The 23,235-nt window shown below is 46.0% G+C and carries 22 protein-coding genes; 21 read left to right on the top strand and 1 reads right to left on the bottom strand.

Going from position 1 to position 23,235, the window contains the following annotated elements; translation table 11 throughout:
- Positions 1-12 precede the first annotated feature (12 nt).
- From KIT90_RS06165 to KIT90_RS06075, 19 genes are all read left to right on the top strand, one after another.
- A complete protein-coding gene (locus KIT90_RS06165) occupies positions 13-1,227 on the top strand; it encodes an IscS subfamily cysteine desulfurase (protein WP_009705575.1) in 1,215 nt (404 codons plus the stop codon).
- Between the two features lie 37 nt (positions 1,228-1,264).
- Positions 1,265-1,648 carry a Fe-S cluster assembly scaffold IscU gene (gene iscU / locus KIT90_RS06160; protein ID WP_005424883.1) on the top strand — a complete coding sequence of 128 codons (384 nt, stop codon included), beginning with the start codon at positions 1,265-1,267 and terminating at the stop codon, positions 1,646-1,648.
- 72 nt (positions 1,649-1,720) lie between these two features.
- Positions 1,721-2,044 carry an iron-sulfur cluster assembly protein IscA gene (gene iscA / locus KIT90_RS06155; protein ID WP_005440317.1) on the top strand — a complete coding sequence of 108 codons (324 nt, stop codon included), beginning with the start codon at positions 1,721-1,723 and terminating at the stop codon, positions 2,042-2,044.
- Between the two features lie 55 nt (positions 2,045-2,099).
- Positions 2,100-2,615 carry a co-chaperone HscB gene (gene hscB, locus KIT90_RS06150; RefSeq protein WP_009705577.1) on the top strand — a complete coding sequence of 172 codons (516 nt, stop codon included), beginning with the start codon at positions 2,100-2,102 and terminating at the stop codon, positions 2,613-2,615.
- Positions 2,616-2,636: 21 nt separating this feature from the next.
- The gene (hscA, locus tag KIT90_RS06145; RefSeq protein WP_005440313.1) at positions 2,637-4,490 is read left to right on the top strand and encodes a Fe-S protein assembly chaperone HscA; all 1,854 of its coding nucleotides are present in this window, start codon (positions 2,637-2,639) and stop codon (positions 4,488-4,490) included.
- Between the two features lie 13 nt (positions 4,491-4,503).
- Positions 4,504-4,842 carry an ISC system 2Fe-2S type ferredoxin gene (fdx, locus tag KIT90_RS06140; protein ID WP_005424889.1) on the top strand — a complete coding sequence of 113 codons (339 nt, stop codon included), beginning with the start codon at positions 4,504-4,506 and terminating at the stop codon, positions 4,840-4,842.
- Positions 4,843-4,886: 44 nt separating this feature from the next.
- Positions 4,887-5,081 carry a Fe-S cluster assembly protein IscX gene (gene iscX, locus KIT90_RS06135; RefSeq protein WP_009705578.1) on the top strand — a complete coding sequence of 65 codons (195 nt, stop codon included), beginning with the start codon at positions 4,887-4,889 and terminating at the stop codon, positions 5,079-5,081.
- 172 nt (positions 5,082-5,253) lie between these two features.
- Entirely contained in the window at positions 5,254-6,552 is a 1,299-nt protein-coding gene (gene pepB, locus KIT90_RS06130; protein ID WP_009705579.1) for an aminopeptidase PepB, read from the top strand.
- A 100-nt stretch (positions 6,553-6,652) separates the two neighbouring features.
- Complete coding sequence (gene ndk, locus KIT90_RS06125; RefSeq protein ID WP_005440311.1) at positions 6,653-7,078, top strand: nucleoside-diphosphate kinase; 426 nt, start codon at positions 6,653-6,655, stop codon at positions 7,076-7,078.
- 211 nt (positions 7,079-7,289) lie between these two features.
- Positions 7,290-8,417, top strand: coding sequence for a bifunctional tRNA (adenosine(37)-C2)-methyltransferase TrmG/ribosomal RNA large subunit methyltransferase RlmN (locus KIT90_RS06120; RefSeq protein ID WP_009697672.1), 1,128 nt, complete (start codon positions 7,290-7,292; stop codon positions 8,415-8,417).
- A 419-nt stretch (positions 8,418-8,836) separates the two neighbouring features.
- Complete coding sequence (gene rodZ, locus KIT90_RS06115) at positions 8,837-9,799, top strand: cytoskeleton protein RodZ (RefSeq protein WP_054824404.1); 963 nt, start codon at positions 8,837-8,839, stop codon at positions 9,797-9,799.
- A 5-nt stretch (positions 9,800-9,804) separates the two neighbouring features.
- Positions 9,805-10,923 (top strand): flavodoxin-dependent (E)-4-hydroxy-3-methylbut-2-enyl-diphosphate synthase, encoded by a 1,119-nt coding sequence (gene ispG / locus KIT90_RS06110; protein ID WP_005424674.1) that lies wholly within the window; start codon positions 9,805-9,807, stop codon positions 10,921-10,923.
- A 55-nt stretch (positions 10,924-10,978) separates the two neighbouring features.
- Positions 10,979-12,247, top strand: a complete 1,269-nt coding sequence (gene hisS / locus KIT90_RS06105; protein ID WP_005424690.1) for a histidine--tRNA ligase — start codon at positions 10,979-10,981, stop codon at positions 12,245-12,247.
- A gap of 125 nt (positions 12,248-12,372) precedes the next feature.
- Positions 12,373-12,987, top strand: a complete 615-nt coding sequence (locus KIT90_RS06100) for a YfgM family protein (protein ID WP_005440307.1) — start codon at positions 12,373-12,375, stop codon at positions 12,985-12,987.
- Positions 12,988-12,999: 12 nt separating this feature from the next.
- A complete protein-coding gene (gene bamB / locus KIT90_RS06095) occupies positions 13,000-14,160 on the top strand; it encodes an outer membrane protein assembly factor BamB (RefSeq protein WP_009705582.1) in 1,161 nt (386 codons plus the stop codon).
- A 181-nt stretch (positions 14,161-14,341) separates the two neighbouring features.
- Complete coding sequence (gene der, locus KIT90_RS06090; protein ID WP_005440296.1) at positions 14,342-15,838, top strand: ribosome biogenesis GTPase Der; 1,497 nt, start codon at positions 14,342-14,344, stop codon at positions 15,836-15,838.
- Positions 15,839-15,917: 79 nt separating this feature from the next.
- Positions 15,918-16,787 carry an alanyl-tRNA editing protein gene (locus KIT90_RS06085; protein ID WP_285375878.1) on the top strand — a complete coding sequence of 290 codons (870 nt, stop codon included), beginning with the start codon at positions 15,918-15,920 and terminating at the stop codon, positions 16,785-16,787.
- Between the two features lie 294 nt (positions 16,788-17,081).
- On the top strand, positions 17,082-18,086 hold the full coding sequence (locus KIT90_RS06080; RefSeq protein ID WP_039841889.1) for a sensor domain-containing diguanylate cyclase: 1,005 nt from the start codon (positions 17,082-17,084) through the stop codon (positions 18,084-18,086).
- A 71-nt stretch (positions 18,087-18,157) separates the two neighbouring features.
- Positions 18,158-18,382 (top strand): zinc ribbon domain-containing protein, encoded by a 225-nt coding sequence (locus tag KIT90_RS06075; protein ID WP_005424754.1) that lies wholly within the window; start codon positions 18,158-18,160, stop codon positions 18,380-18,382.
- Here the strand turns inward: KIT90_RS06075 and xseA are convergent.
- Complete coding sequence (gene xseA / locus KIT90_RS06070; protein WP_285375876.1) at positions 18,375-19,706, bottom strand: exodeoxyribonuclease VII large subunit; 1,332 nt, start codon at positions 19,704-19,706, stop codon at positions 18,375-18,377. The genes KIT90_RS06075 and xseA overlap by 8 nt on opposite strands.
- Before the next feature lie 231 nt (positions 19,707-19,937).
- Between xseA and guaB the strand changes: the two genes are divergently transcribed.
- Positions 19,938-21,401, top strand: coding sequence for an IMP dehydrogenase (guaB, locus tag KIT90_RS06065; RefSeq protein ID WP_005447694.1), 1,464 nt, complete (start codon positions 19,938-19,940; stop codon positions 21,399-21,401).
- Positions 21,402-21,526: 125 nt separating this feature from the next.
- On the top strand, positions 21,527-23,080 hold the full coding sequence (guaA, locus tag KIT90_RS06060) for a glutamine-hydrolyzing GMP synthase (RefSeq protein ID WP_005424749.1): 1,554 nt from the start codon (positions 21,527-21,529) through the stop codon (positions 23,078-23,080).
- The last annotated feature ends 155 nt before the right edge of the window (positions 23,081-23,235 follow it).

Below are 23,235 nucleotides of genomic sequence, written 5' to 3'. Positions count from 1 at the left end.
TTGGAGTAGAGAATGAAACTGCCGATTTATCTTGATTATTCCGCTACATGTCCAGTAGATCCACGTGTTGCTGAAAAAATGGTTCAGTACATGACAATGGATGGCACATTTGGCAACCCAGCTTCGCGTTCGCACCGTTACGGCTGGCAGGCAGAAGAAGCTGTAGATACTGCTCGTGAGCAAATTGCTGACCTTCTAAATGCAGATCCACGCGAAATCGTATTTACATCAGGTGCGACTGAGTCTGACAACCTTGCAATTAAAGGTGCTGCTCATTTTTACTCTAAGAAGGGTAAACACGTAATCACTTGTAAAACAGAGCACAAAGCCGTTCTTGACCCATGCCGTCAACTAGAGCGCGAAGGCTTTGAAGTGACTTACCTAGAGCCAGAATCAAACGGTCTGATTGACCTAAACAAACTTCAAGCAGCAATGCGTGAAGACACTGTTTTGGTTTCAATCATGCACGTTAACAACGAGATTGGTGTGATCCAAGACATCACCGCAATCGGCGAACTATGTCGCGAACGTAAGATTGTATTCCATGTGGATGCTGCACAGTCTGCAGGCAAACTGCCAATCGACGTTCAAGAAATGAAAGTTGACCTTATTTCACTGTCTGCGCACAAAGCTTACGGCCCTAAAGGTATCGGTGCACTTTACGTTCGTCGTAAACCTCGTATCCGTCTTGAAGCTCAAATGCACGGTGGCGGTCATGAGCGTGGCTTCCGCTCTGGTACACTTCCAACTCACCAAATCGTGGGTATGGGTGAAGCGTTCCGTGTGGCAAAAGAAGACATGCAAAAAGATTACGATCACGCGCTAGCACTTCGTAACCGTCTTTTAGATGGCGTTAAAGATCTAGAAGCAGTAACGGTAAACGGTGACCTAGAACAGCGTGTTCCACACAACCTAAATGTGAGCTTTGCATTCGTAGAAGGCGAATCACTACTGATGTCACTGAAAGACCTAGCAGTATCTTCTGGTAGTGCTTGTACATCAGCGAGCCTAGAGCCATCTTACGTTCTTCGTGCACTTGGTCTAGACGACGAATTAGCACACAGCTCAGTACGTTTCTCATTTGGTCGTTTCACGACTGAAGCAGAAATTGATTACGCAATTGAACAAATCCGCGTTGCAGTGACTAAGCTACGCGACATGTCTCCTCTATGGGATATGTACAAGGAAGGGGTTGATCTGAGCACTGTTGAATGGGCTCACCATTAATCTCACGGACTGAATAGAGGATTCGAGGTAATTTATCATGGCATACAGCGAAAAAGTAATTGATCACTACGAGAACCCACGTAACGTTGGTTCGTTCGATAAAGAAGATCCATCAGTAGGCAGCGGCATGGTTGGCGCGCCAGCTTGTGGTGACGTAATGAAGCTTCAAATCAAAGTGACACCAGAAGGCATCATTGAAGACGCGAAATTCAAAACATACGGTTGTGGTAGTGCAATCGCTTCAAGCTCACTAGTAACTGAGTGGGTAAAAGGCAAGTCTATTGACGAAGCGGCATCTATCAAAAACTCTGAGATTGCAGAAGAGCTAGAGCTTCCACCAGTGAAAGTACACTGCTCAATCCTAGCGGAAGACGCAATCAAAGCAGCGGTTGCTGACTACAAGAAAAAACACCAGGAATAATTATTCCGTATATAATGGGAGCCCTTAAACGCTCCCATTCCAAAACGTAATTTAGACAGACTAAGGTGCAGTATGGCCATCACAATGACAGAATCAGCGGCGAGTCGCGTAAAAGCATTCCTAGATAACCGAGGCAAAGGTATCGGTTTGCGTCTTGGAGTGAAGACGACAGGCTGTTCCGGCATGGCTTACGTTCTTGAGTTTGTGGATGATCTAAACGAAGAAGACGAAGTCTTTGAACTGTCTGAAGTGAAAATCATCATCGATAAGAAAAGCTTGGTATACCTAGACGGTACTGAGTTGGATTACGTTAAGGAAGGGTTGAATGAAGGTTTTGAATTCAACAACCCTAACGCAAAAAGTGAATGTGGTTGTGGTGAAAGCTTCAACGTCTAATTGACTGTCCTTCTGGGCAAACGAGTCCAGAAGGCTTTACTAGGACCCGATCTTAATGAATCACTTTGAATTATTTGGGCTACCAAGTCAGTTTCAGCTGGATGGTAGCCTTCTTTCTTCTCAGTTCCGAGAACTACAAAAACGCTTCCACCCAGATAACTTTGCTACTGCCTCAGAGCGCGACCGTTTGATGGCTGTTCAAAAAGCAGCACAAATCAACGATGCATATCAAGTGCTTAAGCATCCTATCTCTCGCGCTGAATACATTCTGGCAGAAAACGGCACAGAAATTCGTGGTGAGCAACAAACCATGCAAGACCCAATGTTCCTAATGGAGCAAATGGAACTGCGTGAAGAATTGGAAGACATTGCTGGCAGCTCTGATCCGGAATCAGCGCTTTTTGACTTCGACTCTAAGGTCAGCAAAATGTACAAACAGCATTTGGCGAGTGTAGAGCAAGAACTTGACCAAGGTCTTTGGGCTGAAGCCGCTGACCGAGTTCGTAAACTCAAATTCATTGCCAAGCTAAAAAATGAAATTGAACTGGTTGAAGACAAGCTCCTCGGCTAGTTAGCGCGACAAGGACCCATCATGGCACTACTTCAAATCGCAGAACCGGGCCAAAGCTCGGCACCTCATGAGCACAAGTTAGCAGCGGGTATCGACTTAGGTACCACCAACTCTTTGGTTGCTTCTGTACGCAGTGGCGACGCGACCACGCTGAAAGACGAGCAAGGCCGTAGCATTTTGCCGTCAGTAGTGAACTACACGCAAGATTCAGCGTCAGTCGGTTACGATGCCAAAGCAAAAGCAGAGCTAGAACCAGCAAACACCATCATCTCGGTAAAACGTCTGATCGGCCGTTCATTGAAAGACATTCAAGCTCGCTACCCATCTTTGCCTTACCAATTTAAAGAAAGCGACAACGGTCTGCCAATTCTGCAAACCGCTCAAGGTGACAAAAACCCGATTGAAGTGTCTGCCGACATTCTTAAAGCGTTAGGTAAACGTGCTGAAGATACGCTAGGTGGTGAGTTAGCTGGCGTGGTTATTACTGTTCCTGCTTACTTTGATGACGCTCAACGTGCTGGAACAAAAGATGCAGCGAAATTGGCAGGTCTTCATGTGCTGCGTCTGCTTAACGAGCCGACAGCTGCAGCGATCGCCTACGGGCTAGACTCTGGTCAAGAGGGCGTAATTGCGGTTTACGATCTAGGTGGTGGTACATTCGATATCTCTATCCTACGTTTATCAAAAGGCGTATTTGAAGTATTAGCAACCGGTGGCGACTCTGCACTAGGCGGTGATGATTTTGACCACCTACTAGCAGATTACCTAATGGAGCAAGCGGGACTAGAAGCGCCGCTTTCTGCTGAGAAAAACCGCGCATTATTGAACATTGCAACGGCGACGAAGATTGCTTTCTCTGAGCAAGACAGTGTTGATGTGGATGTATTTGGCTGGAAAGGTTCAGTGACTCGCGAGCAGTTCGAAGATCTGATTCGTCCGCTAGTTAAGAAAACCCTGATGTCTTGCCGCCGTGCGCTGAAAGATGCGGATGTAGATGCGGAAGACGTACTTGAAGCGGTCATGGTTGGCGGTTCAACACGCACATTGCTTGTACGTGAAATGGTAGGCGAATTCTTCGGCCGTACACCACTGACAAGCATTAACCCAGATGAAGTTGTTGCAATCGGTGCCGGTATTCAAGCAGATATCCTAGCGGGTAACAAACCCGACTCGGAAATGCTGCTCCTTGACGTCATTCCACTGTCTCTTGGTATCGAAACTATGGGCGGCTTGGTTGAGAAGATTATTCCTCGCAACACCACGATCCCAGTGGCTCGCGCACAAGAATTTACGACGTTCAAAGATGGTCAAACAGCCATGAGTGTGCACACTGTACAAGGTGAGCGTGAGATGGTTGAAGACTGTCGTTCACTGGCTCGCTTCTCATTAAAAGGCATTCCACCTATGGCTGCGGGTGCTGCACACATTCGTGTGACGTACCAAGTGGATGCCGACGGTCTATTGTCTGTTACGGCAATGGAAAAAAGCACTGGTGTTCAATCTGAGATTCAAGTGAAGCCATCTTACGGCCTAAGTGATGATGAAGTAGCAAATATGCTGCGTGATTCGATGACTTACGCGAAAGAAGACATGCAAGCTCGCGCTTTAGCTGAGCAGCGTGTAGAAGCGGATCGTGTAATTGAAGGTTTGATCGCAGCAATGCAAGCGGATGGCGATGAACTGCTGTCTGAGCAAGAAAAGCAAGATTTAATCAAAGTAATTGAAGCGCTGATTGAACTGCGTAATGGCGAAGATGCCGATGCCATCGAGCAAGGCATTAAAGATACCGACAAAGCAAGCCAAGATTTTGCGTCGCGCCGTATGGATAAATCAATTCGAGCTGCACTGTCAGGTCAGTCAGTTAATGATATATAAGAGATAAGTAGTTATGCCTAAGATTATTGTATTACCGCACGAAGATTTGTGCCCAGAAGGTGCAGTGTTGGAAGCAAACACTGGTGACACTGTTCTAGATGTTGCACTAAAAAACGGTATCGGTATTGAACACGCATGTGAAAAATCATGTGCATGTACAACTTGCCACGTGATCATTCGTGAAGGTTTTGACTCGTTAGAAGAGAGTGAAGAGCTAGAAGATGACATGCTTGATAAAGCATGGGGTCTAGAGCCTGAGTCTCGTCTTGGTTGTCAGGCTAAAGTTGCAGACGAAGATTTGGTTGTAGAGATTCCAAAATACACACTAAACCACGCGTCAGAAGATCATTAATACTATCTCCCCAATATAGGGGCGAAGCATAAGGAAGATGAGCAATGAAATGGACAGATTCTCGCGACATCGCGATTGAGCTTTGTGACAAGTTTCCAGATGTCGATCCTAAAACCGTGCGTTTTACCGATCTTCACCAATGGATCATGGAGTTAGATGAGTTTGACGATGAGCCAAACCGTTCTAATGAAAAGATTCTTGAGGCGGTTATCCTATGCTGGATGGACGAAGCGGATTAATGCTCGATTCGGCGGTAAAACGCAGCAGAGTTAACAATTCTCACTAAAAAAAGCGGACCTTTAGGTCCGTTTTTTTATCAAGTTGACATTTTTACCCTACATAATGCTAACATCCGTTAGTTATCAAAAAAGAAGAGGCGTAGGCAACGCCGTTATAAGACAAGGAGAAACCATGTCTACACAGATGTCTGTATTTCTAAGCCAAGAACCAGCGGCACCACATTGGGGCGACAAAGCACTGCTTTCTTTCGCTGAGAATGGCACAACCATTCACCTAGGTGAAGGTCACGATCTTGGTGCGATTCAACGTGCAGCGCGTCAACTCGATGGCCAAGGAATTCGTTCAATTTTACTTGCTGGTGATAACTGGGATTTGGAAAGCGTTTGGGCATTCCACCAAGGTTACCGCAACCCGAAAAAACACGGCACGCTAGAGTGGGTTGAGCTTTCTGAGCAAGACCAAGCAGAGTTGCACGCTCGCATCACCTCTACGGACTTTACTCGCGATATCATCAACAAAACAGCCGAAGAAGTGGCGCCACGTCAATTGGCAACCATGGCGGCTGAATTCATCAAATCAATCGCACCACAAGGCACAGTAACGGCTCGCATCGTTAAAGATAAAGATTTGCTTTCAGAAGGTTGGGAAGGTATTTACGCAGTAGGTCGTGGCTCTGAGCGCACATCGGCAATGCTGCAACTTGATTACAACCCAACAGGCGATGAAAACGCACCAGTCTTTGCATGTCTAGTAGGTAAAGGCATCACCTTTGATTCAGGTGGTTACAGCTTGAAGCCATCAAACTTCATGACAGCAATGAAAGCGGATATGGGCGGTTCAGGTACGATTACTGGCGGTCTTGGTCTTGCTATTCTTCGTGGTCTTAATAAGCGTGTGAAGCTGATCCTTTGTTGTGCGGAGAACATGGTTTCTGGTCGTGCACTTAAACTTGGCGACATCATCACTTACAAAAACGGTAAGACCGTTGAGATCATGAACACCGACGCAGAAGGTCGTTTGGTTCTTGCTGATGGTCTTATCTACGCAAGTGAACAAAACCCTGAGTTGATCATTGACTGTGCAACCCTAACGGGCGCAGCAAAGAATGCACTGGGTAATGACTACCATGCACTAATGAGCTTTGATGATGAGCTGTCACACCAAGCGCTAACGGCGGCGAATCAAGAGAAAGAAGGTCTATGGCCACTGCCTCTTGCTGATTTCCACCGTGGCATGCTGCCATCAAACTTTGCAGACCTATCTAACATCAGCTCTGGTGATTACTCGCCAGGTGCAAGTACAGCAGCGGCATTCTTGTCTTACTTCGTAGAAGATTACAAGAAAGGTTGGCTACACTTCGATTGCGCAGGTACGTACCGCAAGTCAGCGTCTGATAAGTGGGCGGCAGGTGCGACAGGCATGGGTGTTCGCACACTTGCTCGTTTCCTGAACGAACAAGCCGCAAAATAAGACTTTTACCAGTGCAGACACCCCGTCTGTACTGGTATAACTAAGAGAGACGCAAGTCACTCATATAAAACTATTATTACAAGTACAAAAAGGAAACCTTATGGCTCTAGAAAGAACGTTTTCAATTGTTAAGCCTGACGCTGTAGAACGCAATCTGATTGGTGAGATTTACCACCGCATTGAGAAAGCAGGTCTACGTATCGTTGCTGCAAAAATGGTTCATCTGACAGAAGAACAGGCGAGCGGTTTTTACGCAGAACATGAAGGCAAACCTTTTTTCCCAGCACTGAAAGAGTTCATGACATCTGGTCCTATCATGGTTCAGGTTCTTGAAGGTGAAGATGCCATCGCTCGTTACCGTGAGCTTATGGGTAAAACAAACCCAGAAGAAGCGGCATGCGGTACAATCCGTGCGGATTACGCACTGAGCATGCGTCATAACTCTGTTCATGGTTCAGACAGCCCAGAATCAGCAGCTCGTGAAATCGAGTACTTTTTCCCAGAGTCAGAGATTTGCCCTCGCTAATCTTGTATTAATTTGATTTTTAAGCCTCGGACTTTTCCGGGGCTTTTTATTATCTGCTTGCCAGTGGGAAAGGGTGATAAATTGTTGGCTAAAATTTAATCATTAAGATTTTAATGCCTTAGCAAACTCAAGGTTTTAGAACCCTTGTTGTGACTGCATAAAGGCTGTACAATTCGCGCCCTTATTCTTGTTTCAGTCATTGAGAGGCAACATGACCACTGAAAAAATCAATCTACTCGACTTTGATCGCAAAGGCATGCGTCAATTTTTCGCGGAAGAGCTAGGCGAAAAAGCGTTCCGTGCGGATCAGGTTATGAAGTGGATCTACCATTTCGGTGTTGATGACTTCGACAATATGACGAACATCAACAAGAAGCTACGTGAAAAACTGCAACACAAGTGTGAAATCAAAGCACCGACGGTAGCAGAAGCGCAACACTCTTCAGACGGCACGATTAAGTGGGCGATGAAAGTGGGCGATCAAGACGTAGAAACGGTCTACATCCCAGAAGATGATCGCGCGACATTATGTGTGTCTTCTCAGGTAGGTTGTGCATTGGAATGTAAGTTCTGCTCAACTGCTCAACAAGGCTTCAACCGTAACCTAAAAGTATCTGAAATCATCGGTCAGGTATGGCGTGCTGCACGTGAAATCGGTTTGCAAAAAGAAACCGGTCGTCGTCCAATCACTAACGTCGTGATGATGGGTATGGGTGAGCCACTTCTTAACATGAAGAACCTTATTCCTGCGCTTGAAATCATGCTTGATGATCTTGGTTTCGGTCTTTCTAAGCGTCGCGTTACTGTATCAACGTCAGGTGTGGTTTCTGGTCTTGATCAGATGACAGGTAAGATTGACGTCGCATTGGCGATCTCTCTACATGCGCCAAACGATAAGCTGCGTAGTGAAATCATGCCAATCAACGACCGTTGGGATATCCAAGATTTCCTAGCATCTGTACGTCGTTACATTGCGTCTTCAAATGCGAACCGCGGTAAAGTAACGGTTGAATACGTACTGCTTGATCATGTGAACGATGACATGGACCACGCACGTGAACTTGCGGAGCTAATGAAAGATACGCCATGTAAGATCAACCTGATTCCGTTTAACCCGTACCCAGGTTCTCCTTACAAGAAACCAAGCAACTCGCGTATTGACCGTTTCCAAAAAACATTGATGCAATATGACCACACCGTAACGGTTCGTAAAACACGTGGTGATGATATTGATGCTGCGTGTGGTCAGTTAGTCGGTGATGTTATTGACCGAACCAAACGTACAGCAGCGCTAAAAGCGGCACGTGGTGCAGAAACCATTGACGTGAAAGCGGTGTAATTCACAGAGAATAGAAAAAATAGCCAGAGCCTTATGCTCTGGCTATTTTGTTTGTTACGTGCGAATTGTAATCCGATGGTTACAGACTTATTGGCGCTAATTTCGTTTTGTTGTGTCAATTTTTGGACAAAAGCTTGAGCTATCTGTTAATTTGAGAGCAAAGAGTTTTTGTCTTCGTTAAACATTCGCTTATCATGGTAAGTGAAATATAACTACGACACTGACAATTCTCAGTATTTTTTCCAATACGCTTTGCTGAACCATTGCAAAACGAGCATTCTTACTTTGTACACTGAGAATTTCTAAAAGATTATTTTGGTTAACACGTTTAGGCTAGCTATCTTTAAGTTAGGCTTGATTAGAACAAAAACGAAAATAAATAACCGTGTTAGCCACCAAACAGATTAAATACCGCCATTATGACAGAACACGAAAAAACCAATGAAGTGCCGCTTTCGATGGAAGCAGGCACGTTGCTAAAAAACAAACGCGAATCTCTAGGCATGACTCAGAAGCACGTTGCTGATCGCCTTAGACTTCGCGTTTCTGTTATTGAAGATATTGAAAACAATCGATTTGAGGAACAACAAGTCACCACATTCACTCGTGGCTATTTGCGTTCATATGCAAAACTTGTTGGTCTCGATGAAAAGATTGTTTTGGCAGCTTTAGAGCAAACATCTGAAGTGCATGTTAAGCCACAAGAAACAGAAATGCAGAGTTTCTCTCGTAAAACTAAACACGAGAAACATAACAGCCGCATTATGCTGCTAACTTGGGCGATTGCGATCGTTATCACTGGTATTTCTGGTGCGTGGTGGTGGCAAAACCAACAAGAGAACAGTCTTGCTCAGTTAAGTGCAGAGACCGCAGAAACCGAACAAGTTGCTGATGACGCTGACATCGATCAGATGAGCGCAGATGAACTTATCGCAAGCACGCCTGCAGAGATTGCTCCTGTATCGGCTGCGCCAGCTGTAGTTTCTCAAGCGGATACAGCAATGAGCGCTGCGGGTGATGTGACAGAGCCTGTTGTTGCCGCGACAGAAGAAGTGACTGAGGAAGCGGCTCAAGAACCGGTAGCGGTGATTGAGGATGCACAAGAGACAGAAGAGCCTGCGGCTCCAGTTGTACCAGAAGGTATGACGCTGCTAACGATGAAGTTCAAAGCAGACTGTTGGATTCAAGTAAAAGATGCAAACGGCAAAACTCTGGTGAGCGGCACTCGTAAACCGGGTCAAGACGTAGAACTTGCCGGAAAAGCACCTTTTAAAGTGATATTAGGCGCACCTGAAGGCGTAACAATGACATTTGCAAGTGAACCTGTCGACCTTTCTGGGTATACTTCAGGCAAAGTAGCTAGATTCACTTTACCGTTATAAATATTATGCAACACGAATCTCCAATTATTCGTCGTAAATCGACGCGTATTTATGTGGGTGATGTGCCAATTGGTGATGGTGCACCAATTGCTGTACAGTCAATGACAAACACTCGCACGACTGATGTGGAAGCCACAGTCGCACAAATCCGAGCATTAGAAAAAGTGGGTGCAGACATTGTACGTGTTTCTGTCCCTACCATGGATGCTGCGGAAGCCTTTAAGCTCATCAAACAGCAAGTGTCTGTACCGCTGGTGGCGGACATTCACTTTGACTACCGTATTGCCCTGAAAGTGGCGGAATACGGTGTCGACTGTTTGCGCATTAACCCAGGCAACATCGGTAACGAAGAGCGTATTCGCTCGGTTGTTGATTGTGCCCGTGACAAAAACATCCCAATCCGTATTGGTGTTAACGGCGGTTCTTTGGAAAAAGATCTGCAGATGAAATACGGTGAGCCGACGCCAGAGGCATTGGTAGAGTCGGCGATGCGTCACGTGGATCATCTAGATCGTCTTAACTTTGACCAGTTCAAAGTCAGTGTGAAAGCGTCGGATGTGTTCCTAGCGGTGGATTCATATCGTCTATTGGCAAAACAGATTGACCAACCACTACACCTCGGTATCACCGAAGCAGGTGGTGCAAGAGCTGGTGCTGTGAAGTCATCGGTTGGCCTTGGTATGCTTTTGGCAGAAGGTATCGGTGATACGCTACGTATCTCGTTGGCGGCAGATCCGGTAGAAGAGATCAAAGTTGGCTTTGATATTCTCAAGTCTCTGCGTATTCGCTCACGTGGTATCAACTTTATTGCTTGTCCAAGCTGTTCACGTCAGGAATTCGACGTGATTAACACAGTAAACGCACTGGAAGAGCGCCTAGAAGACATCATCACACCTATGGATGTGTCTATCATCGGCTGTGTCGTAAACGGCCCTGGTGAAGCTGAAGTTTCACACCTAGGTCTAGCAGGCAGCAATAAGAAGAGCGCATTCTACGAAGACGGCAAACGTCAGAAAGAGCGTTTCGACAACGATGATCTAGTGAACCAGCTAGAAGCGAAAATCCGTGCGAAAGCGTCTGTATTAGACCAAGCTAACCGCATCGATATCAAACAAGAAGATTAATCTCATAGCTTGAGCACGCTAAGTGTGCTCGGGTTACTAAGCGACGGTAATAATTGTGGCAAAGAAAATCCAAGCAATCCGAGGCATGAACGACTGCCTTCCAACTCAGTCTCCGCTGTGGCAGAAACTTGAAAACGCAGTAAAAAGTACTGTGAGCGCATACGGCTACAACGAAGTGCGCATGCCAATCGTTGAAGAAACAAACCTATTCAGCCGCGCGGTTGGTGAAGAGACAGATGTCGTTTCAAAAGAAATGTACACCTTTGATGATCGTAACGGAGACAGCCTAACACTTCGCCCTGAAGGTACGGCGGGTTGTGTACGTGCATGTATTCAAAACAGCCTGATTAACCGTGACGAACAACGTCTATGGTACATGGGGCCTATGTTCCGCCACGAGCGTCCACAGAAAGGTCGTTACCGTCAATTCCACCAGTGTGGTGTTGAGGTGTTCGGTCTAAATGGTCCAGATGTTGATGCTGAGCTTATCATGATGACAGCACGTCTATGGCGTGAGCTGGGTATCAACGAACATGTTCGTCTTGAGCTTAACTCTATCGGTTCTCAAGAGGATCGCGCGGACTACCGCACGGCACTGGTTGCATTCCTTGAGCAACATATCGATGTGCTAGACGAAGATTGTAAGCGTCGCATGCACACGAACCCACTGCGAGTTCTGGATACGAAGAACCCTGACGTTCAGGCTATTTTAGGTGATGCCCCTCGTCTTTCTGAGTACTTAGGTGAAGAATCTAAAGCACACTTCGCAGGTCTATGTGAACTTTTAGACGCTGCAGGTATCGAATACACAGTTAACGAGCGTCTAGTTCGTGGTCTGGATTACTACAACCGCACGGTATTTGAGTGGATCACTGAGAGCCTAGGTGCTCAAGGCACAGTATGTGGCGGTGGTCGTTACGACGGTCTTGTAGAGCAATTGGGTGGTAGTGCAACACCAGCAGTTGGCTTTGCTATGGGTCTAGAGCGTCTTGTTCTGATGCTAGAAACACTAGAGCTAACAGACGTTCGTCGCAGTGTAGATGTTTACGTTGTGACAGCAGGCGAAGGCACAATGATGGTTGGTATGAAGCTAGCAGAACAGCTTCGTGAAGCTATTCCAGGCGTTCGTGTTATGAGTCACTTTGGTGGCGGTAACTTCAAGAAACAGTTTAAGCGCGCAGATAAAGTTGGTGCTGTAGTAGCATTGGTTCTGGGCGAAAATGAAGTTGCAGAAAACACAGTAGTACTAAAAGACTTGGTGGGTGGTGAGCAAGAGACTTACAACCAAGCAGAAGTTGCTGAGAAGATCGCAGCACTGATTTAAGTCTTTTAATAAGCTAAAGATTAAATCCTAATTCGTAATACTAAGGCTCCCAAGATAGGAGCCTTTCGACGAAATAGGGACAATGGCAGCCTCGCTGCCATTTACATGTTTTAAGAGGACAGGAAGTGGAACTTTACGATACTGAAGAACAACAAGTTGAAGCCATTAAAGACTGGTGGAAGGAAAACGGTAAAGCCGTCATCATCGGTGCGGTTGTTGGTTTAGGTGGTCTATTTGGCTGGCGTTACTACCAGGATTCTGTGATTCAGGCGAGTGAAGCAGCTTCTCAAAGCTACACAACAGTAATGAACGCTCTGCAAACCAAAGGTGCAGACGCACAAGCGGACATCCAAGCGTTCATCGACTCAAACGAAGTTAAAGAGTACTCAGTACTTGCAGCACTTCAACTAGCGAAAGTACAAGTGGATGCGAAAGATCTTTCAGCAGCACTTGAGCAACTGAAGTGGGCTCAAAGCAACACCAAAGATGCCGCGCTATCTCCACTTATTAGCTACCGTATTGCGCGCATTGAAGCTGAAATGGGCAACTTTGACGCAGCAAACGCAGAACTAGATAAAGTGACAGATGCAGCATGGACTGGTCGTATTGCTGAACAGCGTGGTGATATCGCTCTTCGTCAAGGTGACAAAGAAGCAGCATATGCGGCGTACACTGAAGCTCAGCAAGCTGCAGATGCTAGCCCAACGCTACAAATGAAATTGGACGACCTGGCGAAATAAGGACCGCATTGGATGAAAAGAGTCTTTAAGAAAGCCTTATTAGGGGCATTGACGGTGGGAATTCTAGCTGGTTGTGCTAGCGAAGAAGATACTATCGTTATGGCTCCACTACCTCAGGTAGACAGTGAGTTTACGCCAAGTGCGAAATGGACAGCATCGATTGGTGATGGTGTAGGTCATTACTTCTCAAAACTGTCGCCTGTTGTAGCAAATGATACCTTGTTCGTTGCAAGCCGTGATGGTCTAGTGAAAGCGCTGGATCCAGAAGATGGCAAGCAAAAGTGGCAAACCGATCTAGAAGAAGATGTGATTGCACGTCTTTCTGGTGGTATTACTGCTGCTTACGGTAACCTGTACATCGGCTCTGAAAATGGCGAAGTGATTGCACTTGACCAAGAAACAGGTGAAATCAACTGGCGTATTGAAGTCGGTGGTGAAGTGCTGGCGAGACCAGTCGCTGACTCAGGCATGATCATCGTGAACACCAGTCGCGGTATGTTGATTGCACTGGATGAAGCATCAGGTGAACAGCGCTGGGCATTGAGCACAGAAGTTCCAAACCTAACGTTGCGCGGTGATAGCACTCCGACAGCGATTGGTGGTGGTGTTTTCTGGGGTACGGCAAATGGCCGACTAGCGGCAGCGATTGTTGAACGTGGTCAATTGATTTGGCAACAACCGGTAGGTACACCAAAAGGTGCGACCGAAATTGACCGTCTTGTTGACGTAGACTCTTCACCGATTGTACTGGGCGGCACTCTTTTCACCGTGGGTTATAACGGTCAGCTTATCGCTATCGATTTGCGTAGTGCAAACCCAATCTGGAAACGCAACTACTCATCTGCGAACGATATTGCGACAGATGGCAGCCGTATCTTCGTGATCACCGAGAAAGATCATGTCGTGGCAGTCGATGCTCGTAGCGGTACAGAGTTGTGGGAAAACAGTAAGTTGGAATACCGCCAGCTTACAGCGCCAGTCATCGTTGATAACTACCTAGTGGTAGGTGATACATTGGGTTACCTACACTGGATTGACCGCTCAACGGGTGAATTCGTTGCACAACAATACGTCGATGACAGCGGCTTTGCTGTTGGTCCTACATTGTTGTCTGATGGTTACGTGATTACTACTCGCAATGGCGATGTAAAGAAACTAACCATTAACGAATAATATCGTGATATAATTCACATTCGGCTCCTGGCTGGTAACAGTTAGGAGCCGTTTTGTTGTTTGAAATTATTAATTATTAACCGTTATTCCTGACGTGGTTATAGGTAAAAAGCTGGTTTGATTTGGCATCGAGCAAGTCGTTACCTATAACTACAGAAGAAAGATTATTGTAGAGGTTGTTATGGTACCTGTTGTTGCTCTAGTAGGGCGTCCGAACGTAGGTAAATCTACACTATTTAACCGATTGACTCGCACACGTGACGCGTTGGTTGCGGACTTCCCTGGCCTAACGCGAGACCGTAAATATGGCCAAGCTCGTCTTGGTGAAGAACACGAATTCATCGTTATTGATACCGGTGGTATTGATGGCACAGAAGAAGGCGTAGAAACAAAAATGGCACAGCAATCGTTAGCAGCGATTGATGAAGCTGACGTTGTGCTATTCCTTGTTGATGGTCGTGCTGGATTAACGCCGTCGGATGAAGCGATTGCCGCGCACCTGCGTAAAATCGAAAAGCCAGCAATGTTGGTGGTAAACAAGATTGATGGTATTGATGCTGACGCCGCTTGTGCCGATTTCTGGCAGCTTGGTGTTGACGACATGTACCAAATCGCAGCAGCACACGGTCGTGGTGTAACTGCGTTACTTGAGCGTGCTCTAGCGCCATTCTTTGATGATCTACTGGCAAGTGAATCAGAAGAAGGTGAGATTGAAGATCTGACTGAATTCGAAGATGAAGAGCTAGCGGTTGAAGATTACACTGAAGAAGACGCAGAAGCCGAGTTCAAGCGTTTGCAAGACCAGCCAATCAAACTGGCTATTATCGGTCGTCCAAACGTTGGTAAATCAACACTGACTAACCGTATCCTTGGTGAAGAACGCGTTGTGGTATATGACATGCCAGGCACTACGCGTGACTCAATCTACATTCCAATGGAACGTGATGGTCGCGAGTACGTATTGATCGATACTGCAGGTGTACGTCGTCGTGGTCGTATCAATGAAACAGTAGAGAAATTCTCTGTTGTTAAAACGCTGAAAGCCGTAGAAGACGCAAACGTGGTTCTATTGGTTATCGACGCTCGTGAAAACATTTCTGACCAAGATTTAAGCCTACTTGGCTTCGCATTGAACGCTGGTCGCTCAATCGTACTAGCAGTAAACAAGTGGGATGGTCTGGATAACGATGTAAAAGAGAACGTGAAGAAAGAACTCGATCGCCGTTTAGGTTTCGTTGATTTTGCACGTATTCACTTTATCTCTGCGCTTCACGGTACTGGCGTTGGTCACTTGTTCGAATCGATTCAAGAAGCGTACAAGTCGGCAACGACACGTGTAGGTACATCTGTTCTTACTCGCATCATGAAGATGGCAACAGACGACCACCAACCGCCTATGGTTCGTGGCCGTCGTATTAAACTTAAATACGCACACGCGGGTGGTTACAACCCACCAATCGTGGTTGTTCACGGTAACATGGTTCGCGATCTACCTGATTCGTACAAACGTTACTTGATGAACTACTTCCGTAAATCTCTGGAAATCATGGGTACACCAATCCGTATTAACTTCCAGAACAGCGATAACCCGTACGAAAACCGTGGTGGCAAGCTGACTCTTTCTCAAGAGCGTAAGCGCAAACGTATGATGTCTGCAGTGAAGAACCGCAACAAGTAATCGCCTAAGATTTTATGAATACCCAAGTTTCGACTTGGGTATTTTTTTATTCAAAGCTTTCATAAGAAGTAATCAACACATGACAATCACAGCAACCAAGACGCGTTTCTGTCATCAAACTTGGCAGTTAGAGGCGCACGTACAAATTGTTCTATCTACATCAGAAGCTACTTACGTTGTTACTGATGTCACGCCTTTTCATCCCGTTAGCCATATTTGGCCTGATCACCCAGCAGATAAAGGCACGATGACGGTGAATGGTAAGAGCTTTGATGTGGTTGACTGCCAAGTGGGTGCTGTAGAACTAGCAAGCGGAGAGTTATATGTTGGCCAAACTATTCCGGTAAAACGTGATACGGAAGGGTGGGTGTTTGTTGTCGTGCATGTCTTGCCATTCACCGATACGTGTGATGCTGGTGATATTGCGTTGCTGGAAGTAGATAAAGAATACCAACTGTCTCTAAGTCGTGGTCATAGCGCAGGGCACATTGCATACCTTGCACTCAATAAGGTGCTGGCGCAGAACTATTGGCGTAAAGATGCTGACCGTAAAGACCCGCATGGTAACTACGATTTCAATAGCTATGCGCAAGAAACCAGTTTTGTTACCCCAGATAAATGTTTGGATACCTACCGTTTAGGCAAAACACTCCGCAAAAGAGGGTTAAACAGTGCAGATATGCTGTCTGACCTAAAAAGCATCGAACAACAGGTGAATGTTCTGTTGGGGGATTGGCTAAAAAGAGACGTTGCGATCACTGTCGATTGCCATGGGGAACACCTTACGGATTCACGTTATTGGCAATGTGATTTAGGCGAAGGTGAAATCGCTGTCATCCCTTGTGGGGGAACGCATGCGAGCCATTTGAGTGACTTCGGTTCTATCCATGTCACACTAGTGGAAATAGACCCACAGACAATTGAAATGCACACCGATGTAAGACGCTAAATTTGGATTCTGATCTTTTTATTAAATCCTGTTTGTGTGGTTTATTGTTCGAAAGTGTAGTTTTTAGTTCTGATTAAAATTGAGAGACAGAATATGTAACTTATGCTTTCGGTATGTGGTTATATAAATATTCTTTTAAGGGGTGATCGCTGATCAAAAGGGAAATATCCGAAGATCAGCATTCGATCTTTTATAGTGTCGCGTGCGCATAATGTGAGTTAGCTACCTGTGTCATATTAATAGATTTATTATATTTCAGGCTAATTAACATAATAACGATATGAATACGCCACAATGGACAAAGATAGACTGTTAGATGCTCACCGAGCAGTCAATCGTCTTTTAGGTAAGCTTGCTCTGGGAATGGAACGCGATAGCCTCAACCATGAGGTTATCAAGTTAAGTGAACACCTATTTGGGAAGAGGCAAGCTTCCATTTTACGATTGCACCCCGATACCAACACACTGCATTTGGAGTTTGCCCCACACTTACCTGATTTCTACAATCAAGCGATTGAAGGCGTCCCTATTGGACCTGATATTGGCTCATGTGGCGCTGCTGCATTCTTAAAGCAAACCGTGGTCGTTAGTGATATTGATCATCACGCTAACTGGGCCGCTTTCCTTGAGCTGACTCAACAAGCCCAACTCCGTGCATGCTGGTCTGTGCCTATTATTGCTTCGGATGGTCATGTGCTTGGGACATTTGCCATTTACAGCAATACGCCTTCTGAACCTCATCCTTATGAACTCGAAGTGCTCGAAATGCTAGCCGCTTTGTATGCGGTAGCCTTAGAGAAGTATCGCCTAGAAGAACAACTTCATTTTCATGCCAGTCGAGATCCACTGACGCACTGCTTTAACCGCCGCGCGCTTTTGACCGAAGTCGATCGCAAGATCAACCACAAATGTGCACGCAGCGCTGTAGTGGGATGCTTTTTCGTTGATATCGATGAGTTTAAGTACATCAATGATCGCTTTGGGCATGAGACCGGAGACCAAGTTTTGGTGCTGGTGGCTGAGCATTTAAAGCAAGCGTTCCGTTCATGTTCAGTGATAGGGCGTTATGGTGGCGATGAGTTTGTGGGTTTCAGCTGCTTTCATGATTTGGATACATACCAAAACTTTACAACCCGTCTAGTTCAAGAGCTTAACCAAGTATGCCAGTTAGAGGAATACAAAGTAAAAGCCAGTATAGGTGCCGCTTGGAGTACCATGAGCGAGCGTGCGGTATTGCAAGAGCTTATTCAAAAAGCGGATGTGGCGATGTATCAAAACAAGCGTGCTAAACGCGCGTGATTAAGATCAAAGCATAAGATTGCCGTATGATTAGACTGTGAGTCAGTAAATAGAAGTTTTTAGGGGTAACCATGCAACCGAATATTTGCCCAACATGCGATATTGAGCTGGAGTGGACAGGCCAATACCACTGCAATCAATGTGAGTCGGATTATAAGAAAGTGGGATTTTGTCCAGATTGCGATGCTGAACTAGAAAAGCTACAAGCTTGTGGTGCGGCGAACTATTTCTGCAACAGTTGTAATGAACTCAAATCGAAATCACGTGTTCGATTTGAGTTTCAAAAAATCAGTTAACGGTAGAGCGAAGCTCACCATCAGATAAGCGGGTGACTAAAACGTCGCCCGTTTTTACATCTTTCGCTTGGGTAACAACCTGACCTTGCTCAGTTTGAGTAATCGAGTAGCCACGTTTTAGTGTTGCCAGTGGGCTTACCGTATCTAGCTTCTCCGCCGCTATTGCCAGTTGGTGGCGCATGGTCAGTAACTTACGATCCATCGCATCCAGCAATTTTTGCTCAACTCGATCAAGCTTCGACTTCTGCTCAGCCAAGCGTTTTACTGGTGAGTTCAGTTGTAGGCGATGATGCTTACGCTCAACAGCTTGTTGGCGTGTCGTGATGAATCGTTGCATTGCGCGTTGTAGGCGCATCTCCAACTCATCAAGTTGTTGCGTCTGTCGCTGCAATTGATAGCTTGGATGCTGGCGCTCTAAGCGGTGCATCAGTTGAGCCGATTGCTGTTTTTGTTGCGCTAGGTAGTAACGCATTGCACTGGCTAGCTTATGTTGGCGAGTCACCAAAGCTTGATCTTTGTGGCTGTTATCACGACTTACCAATTCAGCCGCCGCTGATGGGGTCGGCGCTCGCATGTCTGCAACAAAGTCAGCAATTGTCACGTCAACCTCATGACCAACTGCACTGATGATCGGAATTTGGCTTGCAGCAATAGTGCGAGCAAGGATTTCGTTGTTAAAGCACCAAAGGTCTTCTAACGAACCGCCACCACGACCAACAATCAATACATCACATTCGTCACGACTGTTTGCACGGCCGATTGCCTGCGCAATTTGAATGGCCGCTTCTTCACCTTGCACCATGGTTGGGTAAACCACCACGGGTAGGGAAGGATCACGGCGTTTCAATACGTCTAAGATGTCGTATAGTGCTGCACCGGTTTTTGAGGTGATCACACCAACGCGTTTTGGGTGCTCAGGTAAAGGCTGCTTATTGGTTTGAGCAAACAAACCTTCTGCTGCCAATTTCATCTTAAGTGCTTCGAACTCTTGTTGTAGACGACCATCACCTTCTGGCTGCATGCTTTCAATGATCAACTGATAGTCACCACGAGGCTCATACAGAGACAGACGGGCTTTAACTAATACTTGATTGCCGTTAGCAGGTTTGAAAGTGACGCGACGATTGTTACCACGGAACATGGCACATTTAACTTGAGCGCGAGAATCTTTAAGAGTGAGGTACCAGTGACCAGAGACGGGAGCTGAAAAGTTGGATATCTCTCCGATAAGCCAGACGATCCCCATTTCGTTTTCGAGCAGCAGACGCACTTCGGCATTGAGACGAGAAACAGTGAAGATGTTTTGATTGGTCTGGGAGAGCACAGCTAATTCCGTAGACGTGAGTATGGAAATTAGCGGCAATATAATACATATCAAGGGGGTAATTGCAAGAAAAAAATTAAAAAATTTGTGGTCAAGCGATTGCGTTAACCGTATAATCCCTCCGCAATATCTAATCCAAATGTAGCCAACAACCTAAAACTGGTTACCCTCATTATGCGAAACGATGAGATTGGATTGTCTTTTTACTCCTCTAATTGTGAGATATTGCAAATGCTAAGAATTGCCAAAGAAGCGCTGACATTCGATGACGTACTACTCGTGCCAGCTCACTCCACCGTTCTCCCAAACACAGCTGATCTTCGCACTCAGTTGACTAAGAACATCACCCTAAACATCCCAATGATTTCAGCGTCTATGGACACTGTTACTGAAGCTCGTCTAGCTATCGCGCTAGCGCAAGAGGGTGGCATTGGCTTTATCCACAAAAACATGTCTATTGAGCAGCAAGCTGCTGAAGTTCGTAAAGTTAAGAAGTTTGAAGCTGGTGTTGTTTCTGATCCAGTAACTGTTAGCCCTGAAGCGACTATCGCTGACGTGGTTGCACTGACTGAAAAACACGGCTTCGCTGGTTTCCCTGTAATCACAGAGAACAACGAGCTTGTAGGCATTATCACTGGTCGTGATGTGCGCTTTGTTACTGACCTTTCTAAGAAAGTGTCTTCAGTAATGACAGCAAAAGAAAACCTTGCAGCAGTAAAAGAAGGTGCAACACGTGAAGAAGTGCAAGAGAAGATGCACGAAGCACGTGTTGAGAAAGTATTGGTTGTGAACGATGAGTTCCAACTAACCGGTATGATCACTGCGAAAGACTTCCATAAAGCAGAACGTAAACCAAACGCATGTAAAGATGAGCGCGGTCGTCTACGTGTTGGCGCAGCCGTTGGTGCTGGCGCTGGTAACGAAGAGCGTGTTGCTGCTCTAGTTGAAGCGGGCGTTGATGTTCTACTTATCGACTCTTCACACGGTCACTCTGAAGGTGTACTAAACCGTATCCGCGAAACTCGCGCTGCTTACCCAGATCTAGACATCATCGGCGGTAACGTTGCGACAGGTGCTGGTGCTAAAGCACTTATCGAAGCGGGTGTTAGCGCAGTGAAAGTGGGTATCGGCCCTGGTTCAATCTGTACTACTCGTATCGTAACGGGCGTTGGTGTTCCTCAAGTAACAGCAATCGCAGACGCAGCAGAAGTGGCGAACTCATTCGGTATTCCAGTTATCGCTGACGGCGGTATCCGTTTCTCTGGTGATATCTGTAAAGCAATCGTAGCTGGCGCATCATGTGTGATGGTTGGTTCAATGTTCGCAGGTACAGAAGAAGCTCCGGGTGAAGTGATTCTTTACAACGGTCGTTCTTACAAGTCTTACCGTGGCATGGGCTCTCTTGGCGCGATGTCTCAAGGTTCATCTGACCGTTACTTCCAGTCTGACAATGCAGCAGACAAGCTAGTACCAGAAGGTATCGAAGGTCGTATCGCATACAAAGGTCGTCTAAAAGAAATCGTACACCAACAAATGGGTGGTCTACGTTCAAGCATGGGTCTTACTGGCTCTGCAACGATTGAAGATATGCGTACTAAAGCTGAATTTGTTCGTATCTCAGGTGCGGGCATGGCTGAATCACACGTACACGACGTTCAAATCACTAAGGAAGCTCCAAACTACCGTCGCGGTTAATTTTACTGTTGTAAAAATAAAACCTACACACTCGACGTAAACGTTTGCTTTTTTCCTTGAAGCATTAATAAGAGGCGAGTACACTCGCCTCCGTTTTAATAACCTAGCTTATAAGACTGCTCAAAATGACTAAAAATATTCATGACCAACGTATTCTGATCTTGGACTTCGGTTCTCAGTACACTCAGCTAGTAGCGCGCCGTGTACGTGAAATCGGTGTTTACTGTGAACTGTGGAGCTGGGACGTTGAAGAAGCGGATATTCGTGAATTCAATCCAGACGGTATCATCCTATCTGGTGGTCCAGAAAGCGTAACGGAAGATAACTCTCCACGCGCTCCTCAATACGTATTTGACTCTGGTGTGCCAGTACTAGGTGTATGTTACGGCATGCAAACTATGGCTGAGCAGCTAGGTGGTAAAGTAGCGGGTTCTACAGAACGTGAATTCGGTTACGCACAAGTTAAAGTTTCTGGTGAATCTGCACTATTTAAAGATCTTGAGCTAACTCAAGACGTGTGGATGAGCCACGGTGACAAAGTAGTAGAAATTCCTGCTGACTTCGTGAAAGTTGGCGAGACAGACACATGTCCGTACGCTGCGATGGCGAACGAAGAGAAGAAATACTACGGCGTTCAGTTCCACCCAGAAGTAACGCACACGAAAGGCGGCCTACAAATGCTAGAGAACTTCGTTCTTGGCGTATGTGGCTGTGAGCGTCTATGGACTTCTGAATCTATCATCGAAGACGCGGTTGCTCGTATTAAAGAGCAAGTGGGTGACGACGAAGTTATCCTAGGTCTATCTGGTGGTGTTGATTCATCGGTAGTTGCTATGCTAGTTCACCGTGCAATCGGCGACAAGCTAACGTGTGTATTCGTAGATAACGGTCTTCTTCGTCTAAACGAAGGTCAACAAGTAATGGATATGTTCGGCGACCAATTTGGTTTGAACATCATCAAAGTTGACGCTGAAGATCGCTTCCTAAAAGCACTTGAAGGCAAGTCGGATCCAGAAGAGAAGCGTAAGACAATCGGTCACGTATTCGTAGACGTATTTGATGAAGAGTCTAAGAAGCTGAAAAACGCGAAATGGCTAGCTCAAGGTACGATTTACCCAGACGTTATCGAGTCTGCTGCATCTAAGACTGGTAAAGCGCACGTGATCAAATCACACCACAACGTGGGCGGTCTTCCAGATGACATGGAAATGGGTCTTGTTGAGCCACTACGTGAGCTGTTCAAAGATGAAGTTCGTAAGATCGGTCTAGAGCTTGGTCTTCCGTACAACATGCTTTACCGCCACCCATTCCCAGGTCCTGGTCTAGGTGTTCGTGTTCTTGGTGAAATCAAGAAAGAGTACTGTGACTTGCTACGTCGTGCAGACGCTATCTTCATTGAAGAACTACACGCTGCAGACCTATACAACAAAGTATCTCAAGCGTTCACGGTATTCCTACCAGTTCGTTCTGTAGGTGTAATGGGCGATGGTCGTAAGTACGATTGGGTTGTCTCTCTACGAGCGGTAGAAACTATCGACTTTATGACTGCGCATTGGGCACACCTACCATACGACTTCCTAGGTAAGGTTTCTAACCGTATCATCAACGAAGTTGACGGTATCTCTCGCGTGGTTTACGACATTTCTGGTAAGCCACCAGCGACAATCGAGTGGGAATAATTTCCCGTTAGATATACCAAATTGAAAACCAGCCTTCGGGCTGGTTTTTTTATGCCTGAAAAGTGTGACCGCAGGTCTCAACTTTTTTATTAGAAAATATATACATGCGAGATTGTTGAATGTATATTCATTTTTAGTGTTTAAATATTAAAGTT

Source organism: Vibrio sp. B172a, assembly GCF_030248355.1.
In the GTDB taxonomy this organism is placed as follows: domain Bacteria; phylum Pseudomonadota; class Gammaproteobacteria; order Enterobacterales; family Vibrionaceae; genus Vibrio; species Vibrio owensii.
The sequence above is the reverse complement of the archived record's forward strand: the minus strand, read 5'-3'. Positions and strand labels throughout refer to the sequence as shown.